Here is a 20,497-nt window from a genome sequence, read left to right as displayed (position 1 = left end):
CCAACAGGGGGAACGAGAGAGTATGAACATTGAGCGTTTCACAGAAAAAGCTCGTGAAGCTATCAATGAAGCTGGCCAGATAGCAAGAGCAAACAACCATAGCCAGGTTGATGTAGAGCATCTCCTTGCCGCTCTGCTCAGTCAAGAGGGTGGAGTGGTGCAGCAAGTCATCGAGAAGGCTGGAGGCGACTTCGAGGCGACGCAGCACCTTGTAAACCAGGAGCTTGAGCGTATGCCAAAGGTGTATGGCGGAAGCGAGCCGAGCCTTTCACCGCGCCTGCGCACGCTCCTGGAAGATGCCTGGAAGGAGATGGGGAACTTTCACGACGAGTATCTCAGCGTTGAGCACTTGTTGCTAGCCATGTTCAATGTAAGCAATGGTGTGACGCCAAAGGCACTACAGACGGCAGGGTTGACGCGGGACAAGGTACTACAGGTCCTCACCTCCATCCGTGGTGGGCAACGCGTGACCGACCAGAATCCAGAGGGGAAATACCAGGCACTCGAAAAATATGGCCGCAATCTTACCATGCTGGCGGCACAAGGGAAGCTCGATCCGGTCATCGGGAGAGACGCAGAGATCAGGCGTGTCATCCAGGTCTTAAGTCGCCGTACCAAGAATAACCCGGTCTTGATTGGAGAGCCGGGCGTCGGCAAGACCGCCATTGTCGAGGGATTGGCCCTGCGTATCATGCGCAGTGATGTGCCGAAAACGCTGGTCGGCAAACAGATTATCGCCCTCGATCTCGGCGCATTGATCGCGGGAGCCAAGTATCGTGGTGAGTTCGAGGAGCGCCTCAAGGCCGTGCTCAAAGAGGTGATCGACTCCAACGGCAACATTATCCTCTTTATCGATGAACTACATACCCTGGTCGGCGCGGGCGCGGCGGAGGGGGCCATGGATGCCTCCAACATGCTCAAACCCTTGCTGGCCCGTGGCGAGCTCCACTGCATTGGCTCGACCACACTGGAGGAGTATCGCAAATATATTGAAAAAGATGCCGCGCTTGAGCGCCGTTTCCAGCCCGTCATGGTTGATGAGCCAACAGTCGAGGATACCATCAGCATTCTGCGTGGTCTCAAGCAGCGCTATGAAACCCATCACGGCGTGCGCATCACCGACAGCGCCCTGGTCTCCGCAGCCGTTCTCTCCAAGCGTTACATTACCGACCGCTTCTTACCCGATAAAGCCATTGACCTGGTGGATGAGGCAGCCAGCCGCAAGCGCGTAGAGCTGGATAGCACCCCCACCGAGATCGATGCGCTGGACCGGCGTATTAGACAGTTGCAGATTGAGCACGAAGCTCTCAAAAAGGAGTCCGATCCCGGCAGCCAGGAACGCCGCACGAAAGTTGAGCAGGAGATCGCCAACCTGCAAGAGCAACTCAATGCTATGAAGCTGGCTCTTGAGCGCGAACGCGGACCTGTCGAGACCATGCGCCGCGTACAGCAAGAGCTTGAACAGGTTCAGATAGAACTGGAGAAAGCCGAGCTTGAGTACAACTTCGCCCGCGCGGCTGAACTGCGCCATGGCGTCATTCCCAGGCTGGAGCAGCAACTACACGAGATGGAGGAGAGGCTCGCCAATATCAAAGGCGCTCGTATGCTTAAAGAAGAGGTGGATGCCGAAGATATTGCCGAGGTCATATCACAATGGACCCATATTCCCGCGACCAGGCTCATGGAGGGTGAGATAGAGAAGCTTGTGCATATGGAGGATCGCCTGCGTAAACGTGTTGTCGGGCAAGAACAGGCGTTACAAGCGGTCTCCGACGCTATACGTCGCGCGCGAGCTGGACTCCAGGACCCCAACCGGCCGCTGGCCAGCTTCCTCTTCTTAGGTCCAACGGGCGTGGGTAAAACCGAGCTGGCACGAGCCCTCGCCGAATTCCTCTTCGATGACGAGCATGCCATCATTCGCATCGACATGTCCGAGTATATGGAGAGGCATAGTGTCGCACGCTTGATAGGCGCGCCTCCTGGCTATGTCGGCTATGAAGAGGGAGGTCAGTTGACGGAGGCGGTACGCCGTCGTCCCTATAGCGTTGTGCTCTTCGACGAAATCGAGAAGGCCGCGCCAGAGGTATTCAACATCTTGCTCCAGGTACTCGATGATGGTCGCCTGACAGATGGACAGGGCCGCACTGTTGACTTCAAGAATACCGTCCTGATCATGACAAGTAATGTCGGAGTACTCTGGCTGTCTGAGCTTGAGAAACTGGACGAGGACGAGGTCCAGCGCGTAGTCCGTCAACGCTTGCGCGGGGAAGGCTTCCGTCCAGAGTTCATCAACCGCATCGATGAAATCATCGTCTTCCGCCCGATCGCGCGCGAACAGATGCAAGATATCGTCAATATTCAGCTGGAGCGCCTGCGCCTGCGCCTGAGCGAGCGCCACATTACGCTCCAACTCACCAGCACTGCCCGTGATCGGCTGGCCGAAATGGGATACGACGAGGAATTTGGTGCCCGTCCACTGAAGCGCGTCATTCAACGGGAGGTTGAGAACCGCATCGCGCGCGAACTGCTTGACGGGACAGTGCGCGATGGCGATACCGTCGTCATTGATGTGAAGGATGGCAAGTTTACGCTTGAAGCGGTCAGGGTCGAGGTCCCTGAGGAAGTTCATGCGCGCAGGTAGAGAGTGCCTGCCTGGCTCAGGCCCACGCGGGAGGGCGGGTAGGTGCGCCTTTCACAAGTACCTACTCATGCCCCCGCAAGGGGCTGCCCTTCTGCCGGGCGTGGGGGGACAAGGCTTTAACGGATTTGCTATCAAAGCAGGCATAACGCGCTCGTCTTATTGCGACTCACCTGGCTTTCCTGGGCAAAACAGGCTGCTACGCGCCATCTGCGCTGGAGGAATAAGGTGCGAAGACGGCTTTCGATATGGCGGCAATATATATTGCGGCATCGGGCGCTTAGTAAAGGGATAGTCATTGCGCTAGTAGTCTCCATTGCCGCCATTGTGGCTGGCTACCACCTGAACTGGACCGGTTTTCAGGGGAGAACGCTCTGGGACTGGCTCAACCTCCTCGGCGTCCTGGCAATTCCAGTAGTAGTCGGCGTGGGAACGGCATGGCTTAGCACTGAACAGGCGCGAGAAGCCGCCCTCCATAGATACCTTGATAAAATGGCGGATCTCCTGCTGAGCGAGAACTTACGTGAGTCAAAAACCAATGCGGAGGTGCGCGCTGTTGCCCGCACACGCACCTGGACCGTATTGCGGCTATTAGATCCTGACCGCAGAAGCATTCTCTTCGCGTTTCTGGCAGAATCTGAACTTATCAACATCATCGATTTGAGCAAGGCCGATTTGAGCGGAGCCAATCTCAGTGGAGCTGACCTGCGCGGTGCAGATCTGCACGGTGCAAACCTGAGCAACGCTGATTTACGCGGGGCAAACCTGGATGGGCTTAATCTTCTGGCGGCGAACGTCACCATGGCACAGCTCCTTCAAGCCAAATCACTCGAAGGGACTATCATGCCCAACAAATCTCAATCGTCCTGACACTCTACCGCCTTAAAATAAGGCCTTACCAAAACTTTATGAGGTAGGAGTATCTCGTGCTTTTTAATAAAAAAAGAGACTAAAGTGAAATAAGTTCACTTCAGTCTCTTCCTTCTTGCCCTCTAAAGTCCGGTTAGATTATGGCCGCTCTTCCTCTTTTCTCAAACAACTTATGGGTGGCATTCAGTATCTTCTCTACGCCGTGAGGTTCTATTCATTCACGGTCATCAAAGAGCATACGTTATGCTGCGGGCTTGAGCACGACCTTAGTCCAACCGTTGTCGCGTGCATCGAAGTGTTTATACGCGTCGGGGGCTTGCTCCAGGGGCAGCCTATGCGAGACGATGAACGATGGTTTTGCCGGTTGTGTTGCAAGAAGTAAGCTGATCTGCTACAGTTGGGAGAAAAGAGCACAAGAGGAATCATCATGACCGAGCAGGAACCCTTCAAATGGCGTCATTTTCAGGCCGATATCATCCTTTTATGTGTCCGCTGGTACCTCCGCTATGCTTTGAGCTATCGTGATCTGGAGGAGATGATGCAGGAGAGAGGTTTGCAGGTCGATCATACCACCATCTATCGCTGGGTCCAGCAGTATGCCCCCGAGCTGGAGAAGCGTTGTCGCCCACATCTCAAAACGACCAATGACTCCTGGAGAGTGGATGAAACCTACGTTAAAATCAAAAAGGTGTGGATGTACCTCTATCGGGCAGTTGATTCAGATGACCAGACCCTGGAGTTTCTCTTGAGTCCGACACGCGATGCCGAGGCCGCCAAACGTTTTTTCGTCAGAGCACTGCAGTACACGGCATGTTCAGTTCCTCACGCTCGCCCTGCCGAGGAGCAGGGAGCTTGGTCCATCGCTCCGGCAGCTCCGCGAGTGATCAACGTGGACAAGAACGCCGCCTATCCCAAAGCGATTGCCGATCTGAAAGCCGCTGGAATCCTTCCTGAAAACAGTGAGCTCCGTCAGGTCAAGTATCTCAACAATCTGATCGAACAGGACCATCGCGCGCATCAAACGGTTGACGAAGCCAGGGATGGGGTTTTTCTGGATGTGTCAGAACTGAGAATCTAACAGGAGATATGGCATGTTGAATCCGTTCAACCGATACTTTTAGGCGACCAGATCCATGGCTTTCAAAGCTTCCAATCGTTGGCAGAACAGACGACGCTGGTCAGCAAGAGCAACGTGCTGGTTCATGGTGGGGCGATACCGGAAGAACTGGCGTACCTCGTCAAACGCCCTGCAGAAGCGTGATGCCGACGTGAAGCTTCCAAAACCACGCATCGGGTAGTACCGCTGTTTGATGCCACGGTGGTCTTGCTCCAATCGATTGTTGAGATACGGATTACAACGGTGAATGACGCTCGTGCCAAGCGTTTCACGAATGGCACGCGGATAGGAGTCATGGCCATCGGTTGTCACCCGATGTGGAGCGTCACCAGTGACCTCGACTGCTTGCTGGAAAAAGCGCTTAGCTGCCTCCATGTCTCGCTTCTCGCTCAGCATTGAGTCAACCAAGTTGCCATCCCTATCGATGGCGCGATACAGATAACACCACGTCCCATGCACTTTGACATACGTTTCATCCACATACCAGGATCGCCCTGCTTGTCCGCGTCGTTTGGCGCGCAGTTGCTTTGCAATCAGTGGCGCAAATCGCGCTTCCCAATCTCGAACGGCTTCATGGGTGAACACAAAGCCTCGTTCAAGAAATATCTCAGCCAAATCCCGCAGGCTCAGCTTGTAGCGCAACCGCCACAAAACAACGAGCAGGATAAGATCAGTGGGATATTCCAAAAAGTTGAAGGGGGTACCTGTACGCTCATTGAAGAGACGATGGCACTCTCGGCAACGGAACGTCCGATAGCCCAGCGTGGTTTTCTTGTTCTGTTCCTTAGTGGTTGCTAACAAGCAATACGGGCAATTCATGGGGCATGCCTCCTGAAACTCTTTGTGAGATGATCAGTCTATCATACCTTGGAGGAACGCTGCTTGGGGTCTTATTCTCAGTTCTGACACATCCATTTTACCAGGGTCTTCAAAAACCGTCTGGGTCTCACCCCTCATCGATATCGACGGGAGCGCCAGTGATATGCATGGCTCCTGTGTAATAGGGATAGAGTGGAGACCATTTCAGAGCAAGCAATCAGTGAAGCCCATAAGCGTTTTTCTGACGAAGTGATACAATGCCGGGCATCCTGGGCAATTTGAGCGTGCTGACCCCGGAGGAGGAGCGGCTGGGAGTGGCCGTCGCCAGCGTCAATCAAACCTACGTGAACGAGCACCATGACGACAGTATAGAGATGCTGGCAGTGGATTACCTGGCGGCGCGGCACGAAACATTGGACCTCCTGCAGCAGTTCACCGATGATCAGCTGACCGCTCTGGCACCCACTGTCATTGGAGACCAGGCCGCCGGCGACTTGTTTGTTGGGAGAGCGGAGCATGCAGCCACGCACATTGTCTGGATTGAGGAGGGATTTCGTTGGTTCCCCCCCTTGACATTTTACTTACTAGTAAGTAAAATTAAAAGCATGAGGACACAGGCGAATACAGCACAACAGATTATTGAGGTCGCGCTCGGCCTCATGATAGAGCGAGGATACAACGCCTTCAGCTATGCCGACATTAGCGAGCGGATGGGAATCAGGAAGGCCGGTATCCATTATCATTTTCCGAATAAAAGCGACCTGGGGCGTTCGGTTGTTGCCTATTATCGTACACTGGCGCAGCAGGGACTTCACCAGATTGACCAGATCATGTCTGAACCCAGAGAGAAGCTCACTCTCTACATAGAGAATTTCTACAGGCAAATGAAGGAAGCCAACTTCTTTTGTCTCTGCACCCTCCTGGCCACTGAGCTTCCGACCCTGCCTGAATGCGTCCGTGACGAGATTCAGGGCTATTTCTGCGAGCACACAGCCTGGTTTGCTACGCTACTGGCAAGCGGTCGAGCACAGGGCGTCTTCAGCTTTGGTGGTGATTCCACGATCAAGGCGCAAAGTGTCCTCGCTGCCATCCAGGGAGCCATGATTGCCGCGCGCGCCTATCAAGATCCCGAGCACTTTCGCACGATTGCGCTCCAGGTGTGTGCAGATTTGCAAACGTAGAGGAAGTCTCTTTTTTTGGGGTATAAACCTACTTACTAGAAGGTATAAATCTGATAGCATTACAGAAAAGAGGAAAACATGTCGATATTCAAATCATTGGGAGCTCACCCGAGTGCAAACACTGCACTTCTTATGCGTAATCTGTACTTTGTGCGAGCCGCTTTTGCGCTGGTCTGGGCGCTTGGCCTTCTCTCCCTGATTAAAATGCCTGCACTTGTACCCTTCCTACTCATCCTTTATCCAGCATTTGACGCTGGCTCATCCTTCTATGATGCTTATGTTCATCGTGCCTCAAAGAGCACTCTGGCTCAAAAAACAAATGGAGTCATTAGCTTCCTTACTGTTCTCGCAGTGCTTATTGTGCTCTCGATGGGAGTTCCGGCTATCTTACGTGTGTTCGGTGTCTGGGCTATTCTCACGGGTGGAATAGAATTAGTAACGGCAATACGACGGTGGAAAGAATTTCGTGGTCAAGCGGTCCTCGTCTTCGGTGGCGCTGTCTCTGTTCTTGCCGGAAGCTTTTTCATTGCCTCTGCTGGACAGCCCACATCTGGCCTGAGCAGCCTGGTTGGTTACGCCCTGATGGGAAGCTGGCAATTTCTTTTTTCTGCTCTCCGTCTGATCAAACAAGCCCGCCAGAATACACAAACTGATCTGCATTAAGATAAGATGTACTCGCTTCATGGTTCTGTCTCAATGGAAGCATAAAGTGGAACTCCATCAACTTTGATGAGAAAAGTTGATGGAGTTCCACTTTATAGCAAAATGCACACCATTTCAGCCGTCTTGCTTGCCACAAGGAGAGAAACTAGGACTGGTAGCGCAAAAATCAAGCTGCTTTTTTGTCAAATCCGAGACTCCTAAAAAGAAAGTTCGAGAGGAGATGACGGAGCCAAACAGATCAACCAATCTTCCACAACAAGTTTCAGCAAACGAAGCAGCCTGTTGAAAAAGCCTTTGATAAACTCATAAGGAAAAAGAAAGGCTTGCTTCCTATTGCCGGAAAAAACTGAACCAACTGGCCAAAGAAGAGATCTTTCTTTCCAACGTCAGTGAGCACATCACCCAAAAGAGCCAAAAAGAAGCATAGAGTGCGTCTGTTGGGAATGGACGTCGCCCCAGCCTCGTTTTTTGAGCGATTGTTGAAGATTGTGTCCTGAGGCAATGACAAGTGCCTCACAGTTGACCCTCCAGAGTCGCCGTAAACGAAAGTGGCGCATCCCGTGCCAGTCTTTCGCTTCAGCAAAGAGCGGTTCGACCCACACTTTGCGTTTGTTGAGGGCTTTCTGGTAAGCCAGCGTCTGCTGATAGCTACGAACCCGCTCGAGATACTCCTCTCCAAGATGACGATACACGCGACGTCCCTGGTTACTCTCTAGCCCACGGGTTGCGCAACGAGATGTAACCACTAGCAGAGCAACCAAAATTCTCGGAGCACCCGAAAATATGCCTCTTTCACGTTTGATGACATCATGATCACCCGTGAGTAGCAATCCTGTCTAGTATCTCTGTCAGGAAAAGCCGTTCTCCGTCTGTCAGTGACTTCACTTCCGGGAGCGCAGCTTTAAGCGTAATCGCTGCCGTTCCAGCTCCAGACTCGTTCGACGTGGGTGGATCGTTGGTAATAGCGGCTATGACCGCTTCACATGCATCTTGCGTGAGTCGAAGATCTCTATGTTCTTCAGGCATCGCAAGGAGAGCAAGAACGGCCCCGGTGCTCGCTGCATACACTAACTCGACGGCCTGTTTTTCAGTAACTCTCAATCGGCCTGCGAGTGCGATCTGATGGATTGTCTCTCCGAGACGCTGCTGGACCTTTTGCGTCATTGGAGAAAGGAAGCCGGGTCGCAGATCACCGACCATTAAAGCATACAGGATGGGATTCTCGAGTCCGTATTGGGTATGGTGCTCCCAGGCTTTTCTCAAATGTTCAAGCGGATCGGGGTCGTAGTTCTGCGCTTCTTTTGTCTTGAAAGACGAGGCATAGCTGTACTCAACCACCGCATCTAACAACCCTCGTTTGTCGCCAAAAAGGCGATACAGCGTGGGAGCCTGTATTCCCGCAGCATCCGCTACCGCCCGCGTCGTCAAAGCGTCGCGTCCGCCTTCTTTCAAAAGCTGCAAAGCGACCTCAAGGCTTCGGGTTCGTACATCTTCCCGGGAGGCACGAACATCCTCTTGAGAGACCTGCTTCATCTTTCTCATCTCTTCTATTCTCACGTCTTTTTGGGATCAACGCTCTCAGCTGATCGTTCTCAGCCATTTCGCTTCGATGAAATACCGTATCAGTCATCTCTCTTGTGGAAATGCTGGATCCGTTCGACCTCGAAGCCCTTGCCGTTTCATGAAGGCAGCAACACCGATCGCCATCAAGCTGTCTTTCCGCCAGACCATCGATTCTTCTCAACATGATATCATTGATAACAAATATTGACAACGGCGATAACAGTATGCTACCATTTCCATGTTAGCAACGATATCGATTTTATGTTATCTTCGATAACGGAGGAATACATTATGCAGAGCAAAAACGTCGCTTCAACTCCTGATCCAAAGAAAGAAACAGGCATTCAACTGGGAAGGGACCACGTGCGGATAGGCAGAGCCGCGAACATTCCGGTTCCTGCCGCGACTCCAGTCGTTGCTGTCAGCCCGGTTGTCCTACCAGTTCCCGGTCGCCTCGTGGATTTACAGATCAAAGTGTCCGCACCAACCACTGGGCGCGACCTTCCTCTCATCCTGCTTTCGCACGGCGGAGGAACGACGAACTATCTCTCTTCGCTCCACGGCTTCAGTCCCGTCGTCGATTTTTGGGCTGCGCATGGCTTTGTCGTCATCCAGCCCACTCATCTCACTTCAAAAAGCCTGGGCTTTGATCCAACAACTCCCGGGGCACCTTTATTCTGGCGATCTCGCATTGAAGATATGAACCACATTCTCGATCACCTTGATGTCATTGAAGAGGCTGTGCCGGAAATCAAGGGACGGCTTGATCGCAGCCGTGTGGCGGTCGTTGGACATTCATTCGGCGGGCACACAGCAAGCATGTTGCTGGGTGCCCAATGTACCGATGATGATGGGACGGTCGTGTATCTCCCCGATACCCGGATCAAAGCAGGTGTGTTGCTTGCCTCCACTGGCGCTGGCGGCGATCATCTCGGTCCGGCTGCCGCTCATCATGCCTGCCTTCGCACCGCTCGCTTCGACCAGATGACCACGCCAACGCTCGTCGTGGTGGGCGACAAAGACAATGAGCCACAACTCACTTCTCGGGGTGCCAGCTATCATGCCGATCCCTATGTTTTCAGCCCAGGACCAAAGAGCTTGCTGATGCTGTTCGGTGGAGAGCACATGCTTGGCGGCATCACGGGATATGATGCGGTAGAAACTACTGACGAGAACCCTGAACGAGCGGCGATGATCCAGCGGTTGACTCTCGCCTATCTCCGGAGCACGCTTTACTCGGGAGATCCCGCGTGGTCTGAGGCATGTGTTGCATTTTCAGATCTCAAAGACCTGGGTCATATCGAAAGCAAATGACGTTCGATAGGCGAGAAACGTGTTCACCAGTAAGCGTAGACAATGGTGCTATGGACACGCTTCCCAGTTCCGTTGTCCCAGAGGCATGACATCGCGCTCGGGCAACGGATCGATGAAAGGTGCTCATGTGCCATGTCCCAGCTCACCCCTCTAAACGATCTCGACCGCCTCAGACATGAAACACCCCACACTTTGAAGGGATGAGATTGCAGAAAGAACCTCCTGAGAGAAACTGAAGTCAGACCATCAGTGTTCTCACCAGGAGGTTTCTTCTGTGGTCACAGTATGCTCTCTCCGAGACAGAAAGGCAAGCTGGACAGCAGCTTTCTCAGGAAACGACCGAGCTCCTTGTCACGCTCTTGGCTCCCTTACTGGCAGTGCTTGATGCCCTGCTGGACATCCGTTTGGTTCGAACCCTTCTCGAAACCGTGCAGGCACTCATCGTGTGGCGAGATGCAAAGAAGGTCATGTTGCTCAGTGAACTGGGAGCCTTTCTCGCGTCCCCAGCTCATGCCCCCGTTGGCACGAAGCGCCTGAGCCGTCTGTTGCATTCCCCACGTTGGAATGCCAGCGTGATTGAACACTTTCTCTGGACTCAAGCCAGCCATGCCATCGCTTGCCTCAAGAGCCAGGGGAAACACCCCTGCTGGTATGGGATGAGAGTGTCTTGGAAGAATTGGAATGCAGTGGAGCTGTTGATCCCGTGGCGTATCTTCATCAGTTGGTGCGTCAAGATCGCTTGCAGCAAGGCATGTCTGAGGCCCTGGTTTCCTATGAGCAACTGCCATACTCTCATCTGGTGGGCATTCAAACCCGTGCGGCGAGAAGAGAACGCTGGCGTCGCGCGGTGTGGACCATCATGATGCATAATCGGGCCTGTGTTCGGAGTGAGGATCGCTGGTACATGAACTACTGGGCGGTTTTAGCGCTTGCTGGTGGAGATCCCCTTGGTGTGGGTCGATATCTTGAGGAGCGATCAGAAGAGCTGCGACGCCATCATGATCTTTATGAAGTCGACCCTACTATGAACCAGAAGGCCGTGTCTATCATCGATGCTCTTTCTCTTCCAGAAGATCCTATTCCTCCTGATGGAGAGGCATTTTGGGCGCAGATTGATGAGCAGCGAGATCTTTGAGCTCTTTTCTCTGTAACCGTGCTAGTGCAGAAACACGAGACCTCTTCGGATTCCCTCTTATCCTTGCTTCATTCCGTTCCTGATACTATGATGGCGAGAGACAAATGTTCATATTTTGTTTCCCACCTCACCATACAGAGAGGATATTTTCATGACCACGACTTCCCCTTTCTTGAAGATCGCCTACGAAGGTTGGGATAGCCACCAGCAGGCCCTGATGCATGCCGTCACTCCACTGATGCCAGAACAACTGGCATGGCGCCCCGCACCCAATCAGTCCTCGGTGAACGAACTAATCGCCCATATCGCTGGCGCCCGGCTGTGGTGGTTCTATAAGATGAGTGCCCCTGGATCTGCTGCTCTCGCCCGTCAGATTGCTCCCTGGGCAAGTGAAAAGTTCAACGCCGGGGATATCAACGAGCTCAACAGATGGATGGAGGCCAATTTGCAATGGGAGGAGACGCTGACAAAGACCCCCGGCGAATCGCTCAAGTGGCTGGAGTCGAGCTGGCAGATGATCGAAACAACCCTCAACACCTGGACGGTGGCCGATCTGGCACAGACCTATCGGCACATCGGAGAGGGCAAAATATATGCGGTGACACGCCAATGGACCATCTGGCGTATCATGTCCCACGACCTGCATCACGGCGGGCAGCTTGCATTGATGCTCGGCCTGCAAGGCATTGACGTTCCTGAACTTGGTGACAAAGGCGGACACCTCACCCCATGGTCCCTGACCGAGCCGGATGCATAAGGCACGATCAGGAGCCCTGAGTGCATTCTCAAGGGACCTTTTCGGAGTGAGGAAGGCAAAGATATGGCTCATAAGAGCATCCAAAGGAAGTACAGATGCGCTGGTGTTGTCGCTAAAGTGGTAAGGTGGCCAATTGGTTACCTAGTGTAGATTTAAAAATTACATGAGGCATATTTTTACGAAGTATTTGAGGTTGAAAAACTGACCTTTTCTTTCCCCCGTGTGCAATTCGAGTGGCTTTGCAGGCTCTCTCCACCTTCCCTGTTCTTGATAGAAAACACAACTTGTTTCCTCATTGATTGGAGAAAAAAGGCCGCCAAAAAGCGCTAAAATTGAGGAAAGGCCTTTCTTCTGTTTGTTTGTTTGCTGGAGACAGTGGATACATTGCGTTGCTTGGAGGAAGATGCATCCCACTTTTTGTTTCTCTCCGCGGTCTGTGTGCTTCTCCTCCAGGCAACGCATTGATGTGCGAGTATATGAGGCATGGTTTATTTCTTCCACGTGCCTGTCTCGCTTTTGGGGAGGAGGGAGTAGAGGTGAGATGGGCGTTCTCTTTGCCAGAAGATGCTGCGCGAGAATATGTGGTAGTGCCGTGGTGACATCTCGTCGTAACGTGCTTGACGTATGTGGGAAGTCGCAAAGTGAGCAAAAAACGCCTGTGGACCCTCAAATGGAGAAAAATCTGGGTACGATTGATGCACCAGCCCATTTGGAGGGAGCACGGTGCCCAAACTCAAGTGGGTTCAACGAGAGCACCCGGAATAATCCTCTTCTTTTTTCTGGATGTGCCGATGAAGAGAATCCGATCAACCCTGTCAGCCCTTTAGAATGCGGCCTGTTGCGCGGAGCGTATCATGCACTCTATCGGATGGGCGTTCAGGCTCATTGGCTGGGTAAAGCGAGAGCCTCTTCCCGCAACCGTTGAACGTCGCGCATCGGGGGGGCACCGAAGAGGTTTTTGTACTCACGATTGAAGTGGGAGGCGTCCTGGTAGCCCACACGATAGGCTGCGCTGGCCGCGTCGAGGTCTTCACTCAGCATCAGACGTCGTGCTTCCTGGAGTCGCAACTGCTTCTGGAATTGCAGAGGGCTCAACGTTGTGACGGCTTTGAAGTGGTGGTGGAACGCTGAGACGCTCATACCCAGTTCGTGCGCGAGAGTCTCAATACGCAGTGGCTGGTCGAAGTTTTGATGGAGTAGCGCAACTGCTCTGCTAATATGGGTGGTATGGCCCTCCTGGATCGCCAGGTGTCGGAGCCTGCTCCCCTGCTCTCCCTTTAGAAGCCGATACATAATTTCCCGTGTGATCAGTGGCTGAAGAACCGGCGCTTCGTCAGGGGTATCCAGGAGCCTGACAAGCCGAACGATGGCATCCAGCAGATGGATATCCAATGGGTTGACGTCAATGGCCCTCGTATGGGCCGTGCCGGGAGGTAAGGTGTAGCTCGCCTCAAGCATCACTGCACTGACAAGGGCGGGGTCCAGTTTCAGGCGAAGACCGAGGTAGGGCCGCTCCTTCGAGGCTTCCAGAACCTGAGAGACATTGGGCATCTCGACGGTGAGAAGCAGGTAATGCATGGGATTGTACTGGTAGCGGTTCTCACCAAAAAGCACTTCTTTGCTTCCCTGAGCAGTGACACACAAGGATGGCTCAAGGACACTGTGATGCGACTTGAAAGGGGCTGAGGAGCGGGACAGATGCAACCCCTGGAGCGGCTGGCTGGTCCCATCGAAACTGATGGCCTGCCCAATTCGCTCGCTCAGTTCTTCGCGATTGGCTGCGAGCCTCTTCGCTTCGCGTTCTGCTGGCTTGTGGATCATGGCACTCATCGAAACCTCTCCTCCGGTTTCATCGCTGGCAGGTCTGGAAGACGTGCAGAATCAGACAATCATTGGCGAGAATCATTCTATCACCTGGTGTGAAGGCGCGTCTATAATGACCACCAGGGGAGCAGGAGGCAACACCGAACAGTTCTGAACAGCCTCCGAAGAGCGAAGGAGAAGGACTGATAGAGACGGAACTGAAAGAGGTTCTTCCATACTCAGCGTTCTACGCTGGCTATCCAACAATCCAAAGGAGAGAGAGATGGAATACAAACGGCTAGGCAATTCAGGGTTGAAAGTTTCACGGATCATTTTGGGCTGTATGGGTTTTGGTGACTCATCACTTGACACGTATAACGCGAATAAGTGGGCGCTCGGGATCGACGAGGCTCGGCCCATTCTTAAGCAAGCTCTGGAAGCGGGGATTACGACGTTTGATACGGCTAATTCTTATTCGCTCGGTGCCAGTGAGGAGATTATCGGCAAAGTCCTCTTTGAGCTGGCCAGACGCGACGAGGTGATTCTTGCGACCAAGGTCTTTTTCCCGATGGGGCCGGGTCCCAAAGATACTGGACTCTCCCGGGCCGCTCTCTTTGCGCAAGTCGAGCAGAGTTTGAAGCGGCTCAAGACGGACTATATCGACCTGTATCAGATTCATCGCTACGACCCCGATACTCCGATAGAAGAAACGTTGGAAGCCTTGCACGATCTGGTGAAGAGCGGCAAAGTGCGCTATATCGGTGCCAGCAGTATGCATGCCTGGCAGTTTGTTCAAGCACAGTATGTGGCTGATTTGCATGGCTGGACCCGCTTTGTCTCGATGCAAGACCATTACAACTTGCTCATGCGCGAAGAGGAACGGGAAATGTTGCCGTTCTGTCTCAACCAGGGGATTGGGGTGATCCCGTGGAGTCCGCTAGCGCGAGGCCTATTAACTCACGAATGGAATGCGCAAACCCAACGTAGTGCAACCGACCAGTTTACGAAAGCCCTTTACTCCAAGACTGAGGAAGCCAACCAGCAGATCATCGAGACCGTGAGAACCATTGCCCAAGAACGCCAGGTTCCCATGGCGCAAATCGCTCTGGCATGGTTGCTGCATAAGGAGGCGGTGATTGCGCCTATTGTTGGCGCGACCAAACCACAACATCTAACGGACGCTGTCGCGGCAGTTGATCTCAAACTGAGCGATGAAGAAATACGACGGCTCGAAGCACCTTACATCCTCTAGCTTCCTGTGGGTTTTTCGTGACCAGGAACGATTCGCTCGCCTGACCATTGACCGGATAGAACAGGAACGCTTCGAACATGACCAGGATAAAAGGAAATCATCATACATAGGTCCGGCACTATAGGGTAGGCGACTGGCGAGGAGTCCTCGCCAGCCGCCTACCCTATAGCAATACCCCATCTTCGACAATGAGCACGGTTTTGATCGTATCCTCCTCGGACGTTTAGTGAGCGCCCTCTATCGCGTTTCTCTAGCTTCTTTCGGTTTGCACCAAATGATCGTTCTTTCTTTACACAATGGAAGAGTCTCAACCGTTTCACTATTTGCCGCTCAGACCGATGTGGCTACCACTTTTTGCTCACATTGCACTGACCACATACGTCAAGCATGTTACGGCGAGGTGTCTTCTGAGAAACGTTGAAGGTCTTGCGCACCTTGGTGTTCTCAGTTCTGACAGAACCAGAACTGTGAGGAGATGCAAAAGTTTTGTATGCTATTGCTTGTCTTACCGCCAGTTTAACTGTAAAAATTCTCTTCGAATCCACCAGTTTCATTCCGTGATTTACACCTTCTCACTTCTTACAACACAACCTCTTATTGACAGTGTGTCTGTTTTGCTTTATATTGATGTGAAACATAAGTTCTATTCAAGGTGTTGCGTATGGAAGCAGTTGCAGGGGTGAGGGTTATCTTCAGGGAAAGACCATCGGATTCCCCTTTCGTGGAAAGGGTCTGGAGTAGCTATAGCCAGGGGTGTGGGATGTTTACGTCGATTGCCGCCTCTCATTGGATGATGGTTGTCACAAGGCTTCAAGGCAAAATCACGCTCGACATACAGGGGCCGGAAACGAGAGCGACAAAGGTGTACTGTCCGGCAGATGGCGAATGGACCGGTATTTTGTTCAAGTTCGGCACATTTATGCCCCTCTTTCCCACCTCTACTCTGGTGGATGGAGGGGTGACTTTGCCTGAAGCGACGCGCCAATCCTTCTGGCTGCATGGATCGGGGTGGCAGTTTCCGAGCTATGAAAATGCCGAGACCTTTGTTGATCGGCTCGTGCGCGAGGGTCTACTGGTGGTTGAACCTGCCATCGAATCTGTATTACGCGGTCAACCAAACACTCTGTCAGCACGCTCTTTACAGCGTCGTTTCCTCACCGCTACCGGGATGTCTTATACTGATGCTCGCCTTATTGAACGCGCGCGTCTTGCGACGATTCTCTTACAACAAGGCATATCCATTCAAGACGTGGTTTACCAGGCAGGTTATTTCGATCAGTCACACTTGATTAGAGAACTGAAACGTTTTATCGGGTGGACGCCTGCACAAATCAAGGATAGAAATCAGTCGGGGCAGGTGTCGTTTCTGTACAATACTGATCTCTTTGAATGAGTTAGGATAGCCCTGTTTGAGGCAATACACTCGGAAGACAAGGAGATAAGAAACATGAGAAAATTGGTTGTGGGCACTTTCGTGACGATGGATGGTGTCATGCAGGCACCCGGCGGTCCTGACGAGGATCGAGACGGTGGCTTCCAACATGGCGGATGGCTCGTCCCCTATATCGATGAGAAGTTCGGCGAGGTCATGTCCGAGTGGACGAGGCATGCCGACGTCTTTCTTTTCGGTCGGAAAACCTATGAGATGTTTGCGGGCTCCTGGCCCAAGTCCACTGATCCAGTGGAACCGCTCAACACGAGGCCGAAGTTCGTCGCATCCAGGACGCTCCATAAGGTCAACTGGAACAACTCCATCCTGCTCAAGGGCGATGTTGCCCAGGAGGTTGTGAAGCTCAAGGCACAGGAAGGCGGTGAGATTCAGGTCCACGGCAGCGGCAATCTTATCCAAACCCTCCTTCAGCACAATCTCGTTGATACCCTACGTATTTGGCAGTTTCCTGTCGTTCTCGGTACTGGTAAACGTCTGTTCGAGGGAGGCACGATCCCGTGCAGTTTTCGCCTTGTCGATACACAACTGAACACGACTGGTGCAGTTCTGCATGTTTACGAACGCGCGGGCGGCCTCAAGTACGGCGAAGTAGAGGTGGGCCAGGAGACGGTGATCTTTGATTCGGAATCATCACACCATACTGGTGATGGAGAAAGAGAGACGCAATGAACCTATCATCTGCGGTGCCTGTACCTTACGCGATCTTTTGAGCCTGCAAATGGGTTTTAGCGAGCGGTATCCCCACGAGTTCTGGCGCGATCCCCTCCGCTCCGCACTCCTGCGTCCAATGGTCGAACCACCAGGAGTGCGTTTTTTTACCGTTTACTGGACGGATTTCTCTTTTGAACCGCTCTCGTCCTCTTCTTGGAAACGCAACGGGCGCAGATTTTCCAGGGACCGCCCAGATTGTGGGGTGAAATGGTAGTCGCCAATCAGGCGAATGTGTTCCCATCCCAGTGGCGCAATATGCGCTACAGTGGCTTCTGGAATCTCTTCACCTCGTTTGCGCAGGGTCTCAATTGCTTTGGTGAGATAGACTGGGCTTCCCGGACTTTTTGGGAGGGAAGAAACTCGGAATCTAGCGCATCCGTTGTTCAAATTCCACCGGACTCAGGTATGTGAGGGTGGAATGTCGGCGAACGCGATTATAAAAACATTCGAGATATTCAAAGATCGTTTGTCGCGCTTTTTGTCGGGTGGCGAAACGTGTGCGATCCACACACTCCCCTTTGAGGGTGCTGAAAAAGCTTTCCATGGCTGCATTGTCGTAACAATCTCCCGTTCGACTCATGCTCACCACGATGCCTCGCTCAGCCAGCTTGTGTTGATATCCATGACTGGTGTAGGGACTCCCCTGGTCGGAGTGCAGGAGCATCCCCTTTGGAGGATCACGACGCAAGAGGGCCATGTCAAGCGCCCGGCTCACCAGTTCCTCATCGTTGTGTTCTCCCATGGCCCAGCCCACGACCAGGCGCGAAAAGAGATCCAGGATGACGGCCACGTAGAGCCATCCTTCGCTGGTCCAGAAAAAGGTGGTATCGCTGACCCACTTCGTATTGGGAGCTAGGGCTGTGAACTCGCGGTCGAGCACGTTGGGAGCTGGCATCACTCCAGCCCGTCGTGCGCGTTCCAACCGGTTTGCTTCGTTTCGGCTTGGCGCACAAATCCATCTCTCGCATCAAACGAGCCGTGCGTTCCCGCGAGCAACGCATGCCCCGGCTGCGCAACTCGGCATGAATCCGTGGACTGCCATACACCCCTCGGAAGGCATGAAAGAGCCGGTGGATCTCCCTGGCCAGTTCGCCATCTTCTCGCTCATGAGCGCTCGGTTCGCGATGGCGCCAATCGTAGTAGCCACTGACACTCACCTGCAACACCCGGCACATGGTACTCACTGGATACAGCTTCGCATGCTGCTCAATAAAGGGATAACTCAGCTCTGGCTGCGCGAAAAGATGGCAAGCGCTTTTTTTATTGTAGATTTAAAAATTAAATGAGGCATATGTTTGCGAATTCTGCGAGGTCGAGAAGCTGACCTCTTCTTTCCCGGGTAGATACTTCAAGTGGCTTTGCAGGTTCTCTCCGACGTTCCTCTTCTTGAGAGAAAACACTGCTTGTTTCCTCATTGATTGGAGAAAAAAGGCCGCCAAAAAGCGCTGAAATTGAGGAATGACCTTTCTTCTGCTTGTGTGTTTGCTGGAGCAGTGGGATATGTTGCGTTGTTGGAGGAAGATGCCCTCCACTTTCTGTTTGGTTTATGTTTCTCTCTCCGCGGTTCTCTGTGTTTCTCCTCCAGGCGACGCATCGAGGTGCGAGTGCATAGGGCATGGCCGATCTCTTCCATGTGCCTGTCTCGCTTCTGGGGAGGAGGGAGGTGGAGGCGAGACGGACGTTTCCTTTGCGGGAAGATGCTGCGCGAGAAGGAGCGATAGCCCCATAAGGAAACAGGAGTGTTATTGTTGGCAGTCGAATCTCTCAGTGCCCGTATTCTTATAGTCATTTGGGTACCTTGATCGCTCTGCGCGCACACCTTGCCAGATCAGAGGAATCAGGAGCGCCGATGCACGAGTTCTAGCACGTGTCGTCTGTATGGGGGGCTGCTGCGCGCAAAGAGAAGAGGAGGCAGACGAAGGCTCTCCGCTCTAGGCGTATATTCGTTTATTTCTATCTAAAATGAGATAAAGTAAAATTTCTCTTGTTTGTATGGATTTTTCTTTTTTTGCACAGTATAGTTGTATCTATGGATGGATACCCTGATGGAGACCATCGTCTCTGTGGAGGAGGGAGTAAGCGGATGGCGAGCATGGAGGACCAGCGCCTACAGGCATTGAGCCGGACCAGACGCTCAGGCGAGAGCGCGCGTTCGATTCCCTGGGTTGTCGGATATCCATACCAGCGGGAAAGAGCGTCTCCTTCCAGCCTGAGGAGCCTGATGAGTGGAGGAACAACGGTGACGTGGATGAGTTGGCGGGTACCCCACTGATCCCCACGTTGCAATTTGCAGACGCTATCGAGGAGATAATACCAAAAGCTCTGCGCTGTCTGCTCAAAAGCCTCTCGCAGATCCGACGGGCGTAAATTCTGATCAGCTAGCTGTTGCATGTAGAAAGTCAGTTGCCCATCGGTCGCATCATACCAGACACTCGCCGTATCTGCCGTTGGAATCTGTGGCCAACGCAAGGCATTCCTCATTTCTCCCAGACGATAGTACACCATATCTACCCTCAAGGGGAGCGGCTCCACATCATAGACGGCACGTGTGAGAGGATGCCCTGTTGTCTCATTCTTTATCAAGAGGAGAAGTACTCCCAACTGATCAAGCCACTCCGGGAGTGCCGATGTAAAGGTCTCAAATTGCGCATCATAGAGAAAGACAGCGACGTCGATATCGGACCAGGAATCAACTTCATGTCCGCCGGCAGAACCATAGTCAACGAGACCGACAATGCGATGATCATGCTGCCCTCTATTGACAATACGTTGTACCATCTCCCTGCGTACGGATGTTTCAGACATGTGTGAGCCTCCATTCTCTTCTCTACAATGATCCTGGAGATCACTATTTCGGAGTTGAAGTTTCAAGCTATTTCGATTGCTCGCCAGTTATTACTCCCTGTTGGGTTTCACGTTTATCTTGTAACTGTCGACTCCACCAGAGCAGGACACCCATTGTCAGAGCGACGAGCACGAAGCCGGGAATTTTATATCTACTGGGAAGGGTTAGGGCCAGAAGGCCTGAAAGAAATGTGACACTATAGAGGATGATGCAGATCTGCCGTGCCCCTAGTCCGCCAAAGAGCAACCGGTAATGAAGATGGGTCTGGCGATAGTGTAAATGGAGGATATCAAACTTCATCGGATTCTGACCGCGGCGAATCCGGTTGATTGCTACCCAGGCGATGTCCAGAATGGGGTATTGTCAAGTTGATGAAGCT

20 protein-coding genes and 3 pseudogenes are annotated in these 20,497 nt (G+C 52.8%); 12 read left to right on the top strand and 11 right to left on the bottom strand.

The window, feature by feature from the left end; genetic code table 11:
- Positions 1–22: 22 nt before the first annotated feature.
- Both clpB and KRAC_RS42280 read left to right on the top strand, forming a co-directional pair.
- Entirely contained in the window at positions 23–2,641 is a 2,619-nt protein-coding gene (clpB, locus tag KRAC_RS42285; RefSeq protein ID WP_007917994.1) for an ATP-dependent chaperone ClpB, read from the top strand.
- A 225-nt stretch (positions 2,642–2,866) separates the two neighbouring features.
- Entirely contained in the window at positions 2,867–3,508 is a 642-nt protein-coding gene (locus tag KRAC_RS42280) for a pentapeptide repeat-containing protein (RefSeq protein ID WP_007917991.1), read from the top strand.
- Positions 3,509–3,749: 241 nt separating this feature from the next.
- On the opposite strand, the pseudogene KRAC_RS80130 reads toward KRAC_RS42280, so the two are convergent.
- Positions 3,750–3,872 (bottom strand): annotated as a pseudogene (locus tag KRAC_RS80130) (aldehyde dehydrogenase); the annotation flags it as partial.
- Between the two features lie 63 nt (positions 3,873–3,935).
- On the opposite strand from KRAC_RS80130, the pseudogene KRAC_RS42275 reads away from it, so the two are divergent.
- Positions 3,936–4,517, top strand: a pseudogene (locus KRAC_RS42275) (IS6 family transposase); the annotation flags it as partial.
- 108 nt (positions 4,518–4,625) lie between these two features.
- On the opposite strand, the gene KRAC_RS42270 reads toward KRAC_RS42275, so the two are convergent.
- Entirely contained in the window at positions 4,626–5,444 is an 819-nt protein-coding gene (locus KRAC_RS42270; protein WP_007917987.1) for an IS6 family transposase, read from the bottom strand.
- 90 nt (positions 5,445–5,534) lie between these two features.
- On the opposite strand from KRAC_RS42270, the gene KRAC_RS80125 reads away from it, so the two are divergent.
- From KRAC_RS80125 to KRAC_RS42260, 3 genes are all read left to right on the top strand, one after another.
- Complete coding sequence (locus KRAC_RS80125; protein ID WP_420795869.1) at positions 5,535–5,606, top strand: AraC family transcriptional regulator; 72 nt, start codon at positions 5,535–5,537, stop codon at positions 5,604–5,606.
- A gap of 95 nt (positions 5,607–5,701) precedes the next feature.
- The gene (locus tag KRAC_RS69670) at positions 5,702–6,625 is read left to right on the top strand and encodes a TetR/AcrR family transcriptional regulator (protein WP_007917985.1); all 924 of its coding nucleotides are present in this window, start codon (positions 5,702–5,704) and stop codon (positions 6,623–6,625) included.
- Positions 6,626–6,703: 78 nt separating this feature from the next.
- Complete coding sequence (locus tag KRAC_RS42260) at positions 6,704–7,288, top strand: hypothetical protein (protein ID WP_007917983.1); 585 nt, start codon at positions 6,704–6,706, stop codon at positions 7,286–7,288.
- A gap of 398 nt (positions 7,289–7,686) precedes the next feature.
- Here the strand turns inward: KRAC_RS42260 and KRAC_RS42255 are convergent, their stop codons facing one another.
- The gene (locus KRAC_RS42255; protein ID WP_157507816.1) at positions 7,687–8,034 is read right to left on the bottom strand and encodes a transposase; all 348 of its coding nucleotides are present in this window, start codon (positions 8,032–8,034) and stop codon (positions 7,687–7,689) included.
- Between the two features lie 67 nt (positions 8,035–8,101).
- Positions 8,102–8,821 (bottom strand): TetR/AcrR family transcriptional regulator, encoded by a 720-nt coding sequence (locus KRAC_RS42250; RefSeq protein WP_007917981.1) that lies wholly within the window; start codon positions 8,819–8,821, stop codon positions 8,102–8,104.
- A 321-nt stretch (positions 8,822–9,142) separates the two neighbouring features.
- Between KRAC_RS42250 and KRAC_RS42245 the strand changes: the two genes are divergently transcribed.
- Complete coding sequence (locus KRAC_RS42245; protein ID WP_007917979.1) at positions 9,143–10,165, top strand: alpha/beta hydrolase family protein; 1,023 nt, start codon at positions 9,143–9,145, stop codon at positions 10,163–10,165.
- 368 nt (positions 10,166–10,533) lie between these two features.
- Here KRAC_RS42245 and KRAC_RS42240 read toward each other — a convergent pair whose 3' ends face one another.
- Positions 10,534–10,806: a hypothetical protein gene (locus tag KRAC_RS42240; protein WP_040446995.1), complete on the bottom strand. Its 273-nt coding sequence runs from the start codon at positions 10,804–10,806 to the stop codon at positions 10,534–10,536.
- A gap of 26 nt (positions 10,807–10,832) precedes the next feature.
- Here KRAC_RS42240 and KRAC_RS42235 point away from each other — a divergent pair, with 26 nt between their 5' ends.
- Both KRAC_RS42235 and KRAC_RS42230 read left to right on the top strand, forming a co-directional pair.
- Positions 10,833–11,300 (top strand): hypothetical protein, encoded by a 468-nt coding sequence (locus KRAC_RS42235; protein ID WP_040446993.1) that lies wholly within the window; start codon positions 10,833–10,835, stop codon positions 11,298–11,300.
- Positions 11,301–11,451: 151 nt separating this feature from the next.
- Entirely contained in the window at positions 11,452–12,057 is a 606-nt protein-coding gene (locus KRAC_RS42230) for a DinB family protein (protein ID WP_007917975.1), read from the top strand.
- 882 nt (positions 12,058–12,939) lie between these two features.
- Here the strand turns inward: KRAC_RS42230 and KRAC_RS42215 are convergent.
- Positions 12,940–13,887, bottom strand: coding sequence for an AraC family transcriptional regulator (locus KRAC_RS42215; RefSeq protein ID WP_007917973.1), 948 nt, complete (start codon positions 13,885–13,887; stop codon positions 12,940–12,942).
- A gap of 256 nt (positions 13,888–14,143) precedes the next feature.
- On the opposite strand from KRAC_RS42215, the gene KRAC_RS42210 reads away from it, so the two are divergent.
- The 3 genes from KRAC_RS42210 to KRAC_RS42200 all read left to right on the top strand — a co-directional run bounded on the left by KRAC_RS42210 (position 14,144) and on the right by KRAC_RS42200 (position 17,231).
- Positions 14,144–15,112 (top strand): aldo/keto reductase, encoded by a 969-nt coding sequence (locus KRAC_RS42210; RefSeq protein ID WP_007917972.1) that lies wholly within the window; start codon positions 14,144–14,146, stop codon positions 15,110–15,112.
- A 760-nt stretch (positions 15,113–15,872) separates the two neighbouring features.
- Entirely contained in the window at positions 15,873–16,505 is a 633-nt protein-coding gene (locus KRAC_RS42205) for a helix-turn-helix domain-containing protein (RefSeq protein WP_244422496.1), read from the top strand.
- Positions 16,506–16,559: 54 nt separating this feature from the next.
- Entirely contained in the window at positions 16,560–17,231 is a 672-nt protein-coding gene (locus tag KRAC_RS42200; RefSeq protein ID WP_007917968.1) for a dihydrofolate reductase family protein, read from the top strand.
- Positions 17,232–17,384: 153 nt separating this feature from the next.
- Here the strand turns inward: KRAC_RS42200 and KRAC_RS80120 are convergent, their stop codons facing one another.
- The 5 genes and pseudogenes from KRAC_RS80120 to KRAC_RS42180 form a co-directional block, all read right to left on the bottom strand.
- Entirely contained in the window at positions 17,385–17,660 is a 276-nt protein-coding gene (locus KRAC_RS80120) for a Tn3 family transposase (RefSeq protein WP_075164528.1), read from the bottom strand.
- Positions 17,641–18,168, bottom strand: a complete 528-nt coding sequence (locus tag KRAC_RS69665; protein WP_040446988.1) for an IS3 family transposase — start codon at positions 18,166–18,168, stop codon at positions 17,641–17,643. Before KRAC_RS69665 ends, KRAC_RS80120 begins: the two co-directional genes overlap by 20 nt.
- A 94-nt stretch (positions 18,169–18,262) precedes the next feature.
- Positions 18,263–18,448, bottom strand: a pseudogene (locus KRAC_RS80115) (IS3 family transposase); the annotation flags it as partial.
- A gap of 778 nt (positions 18,449–19,226) precedes the next feature.
- Positions 19,227–20,078 (bottom strand): aminoglycoside 6-adenylyltransferase, encoded by an 852-nt coding sequence (locus KRAC_RS42185; RefSeq protein ID WP_007917966.1) that lies wholly within the window; start codon positions 20,076–20,078, stop codon positions 19,227–19,229.
- A gap of 67 nt (positions 20,079–20,145) precedes the next feature.
- Entirely contained in the window at positions 20,146–20,418 is a 273-nt protein-coding gene (locus KRAC_RS42180) for a hypothetical protein (protein ID WP_007917965.1), read from the bottom strand.
- Between the last annotated feature and the right edge of the window lie 79 nt (positions 20,419–20,497).

The sequence above is a fragment of the Ktedonobacter racemifer DSM 44963 genome (assembly GCF_000178855.1).
Taxonomy (GTDB): domain Bacteria; phylum Chloroflexota; class Ktedonobacteria; order Ktedonobacterales; family Ktedonobacteraceae; genus Ktedonobacter; species Ktedonobacter racemifer.
Note: the sequence above shows the minus strand (reverse complement) of the source record. Positions and strands in the feature narration are given on the sequence as shown.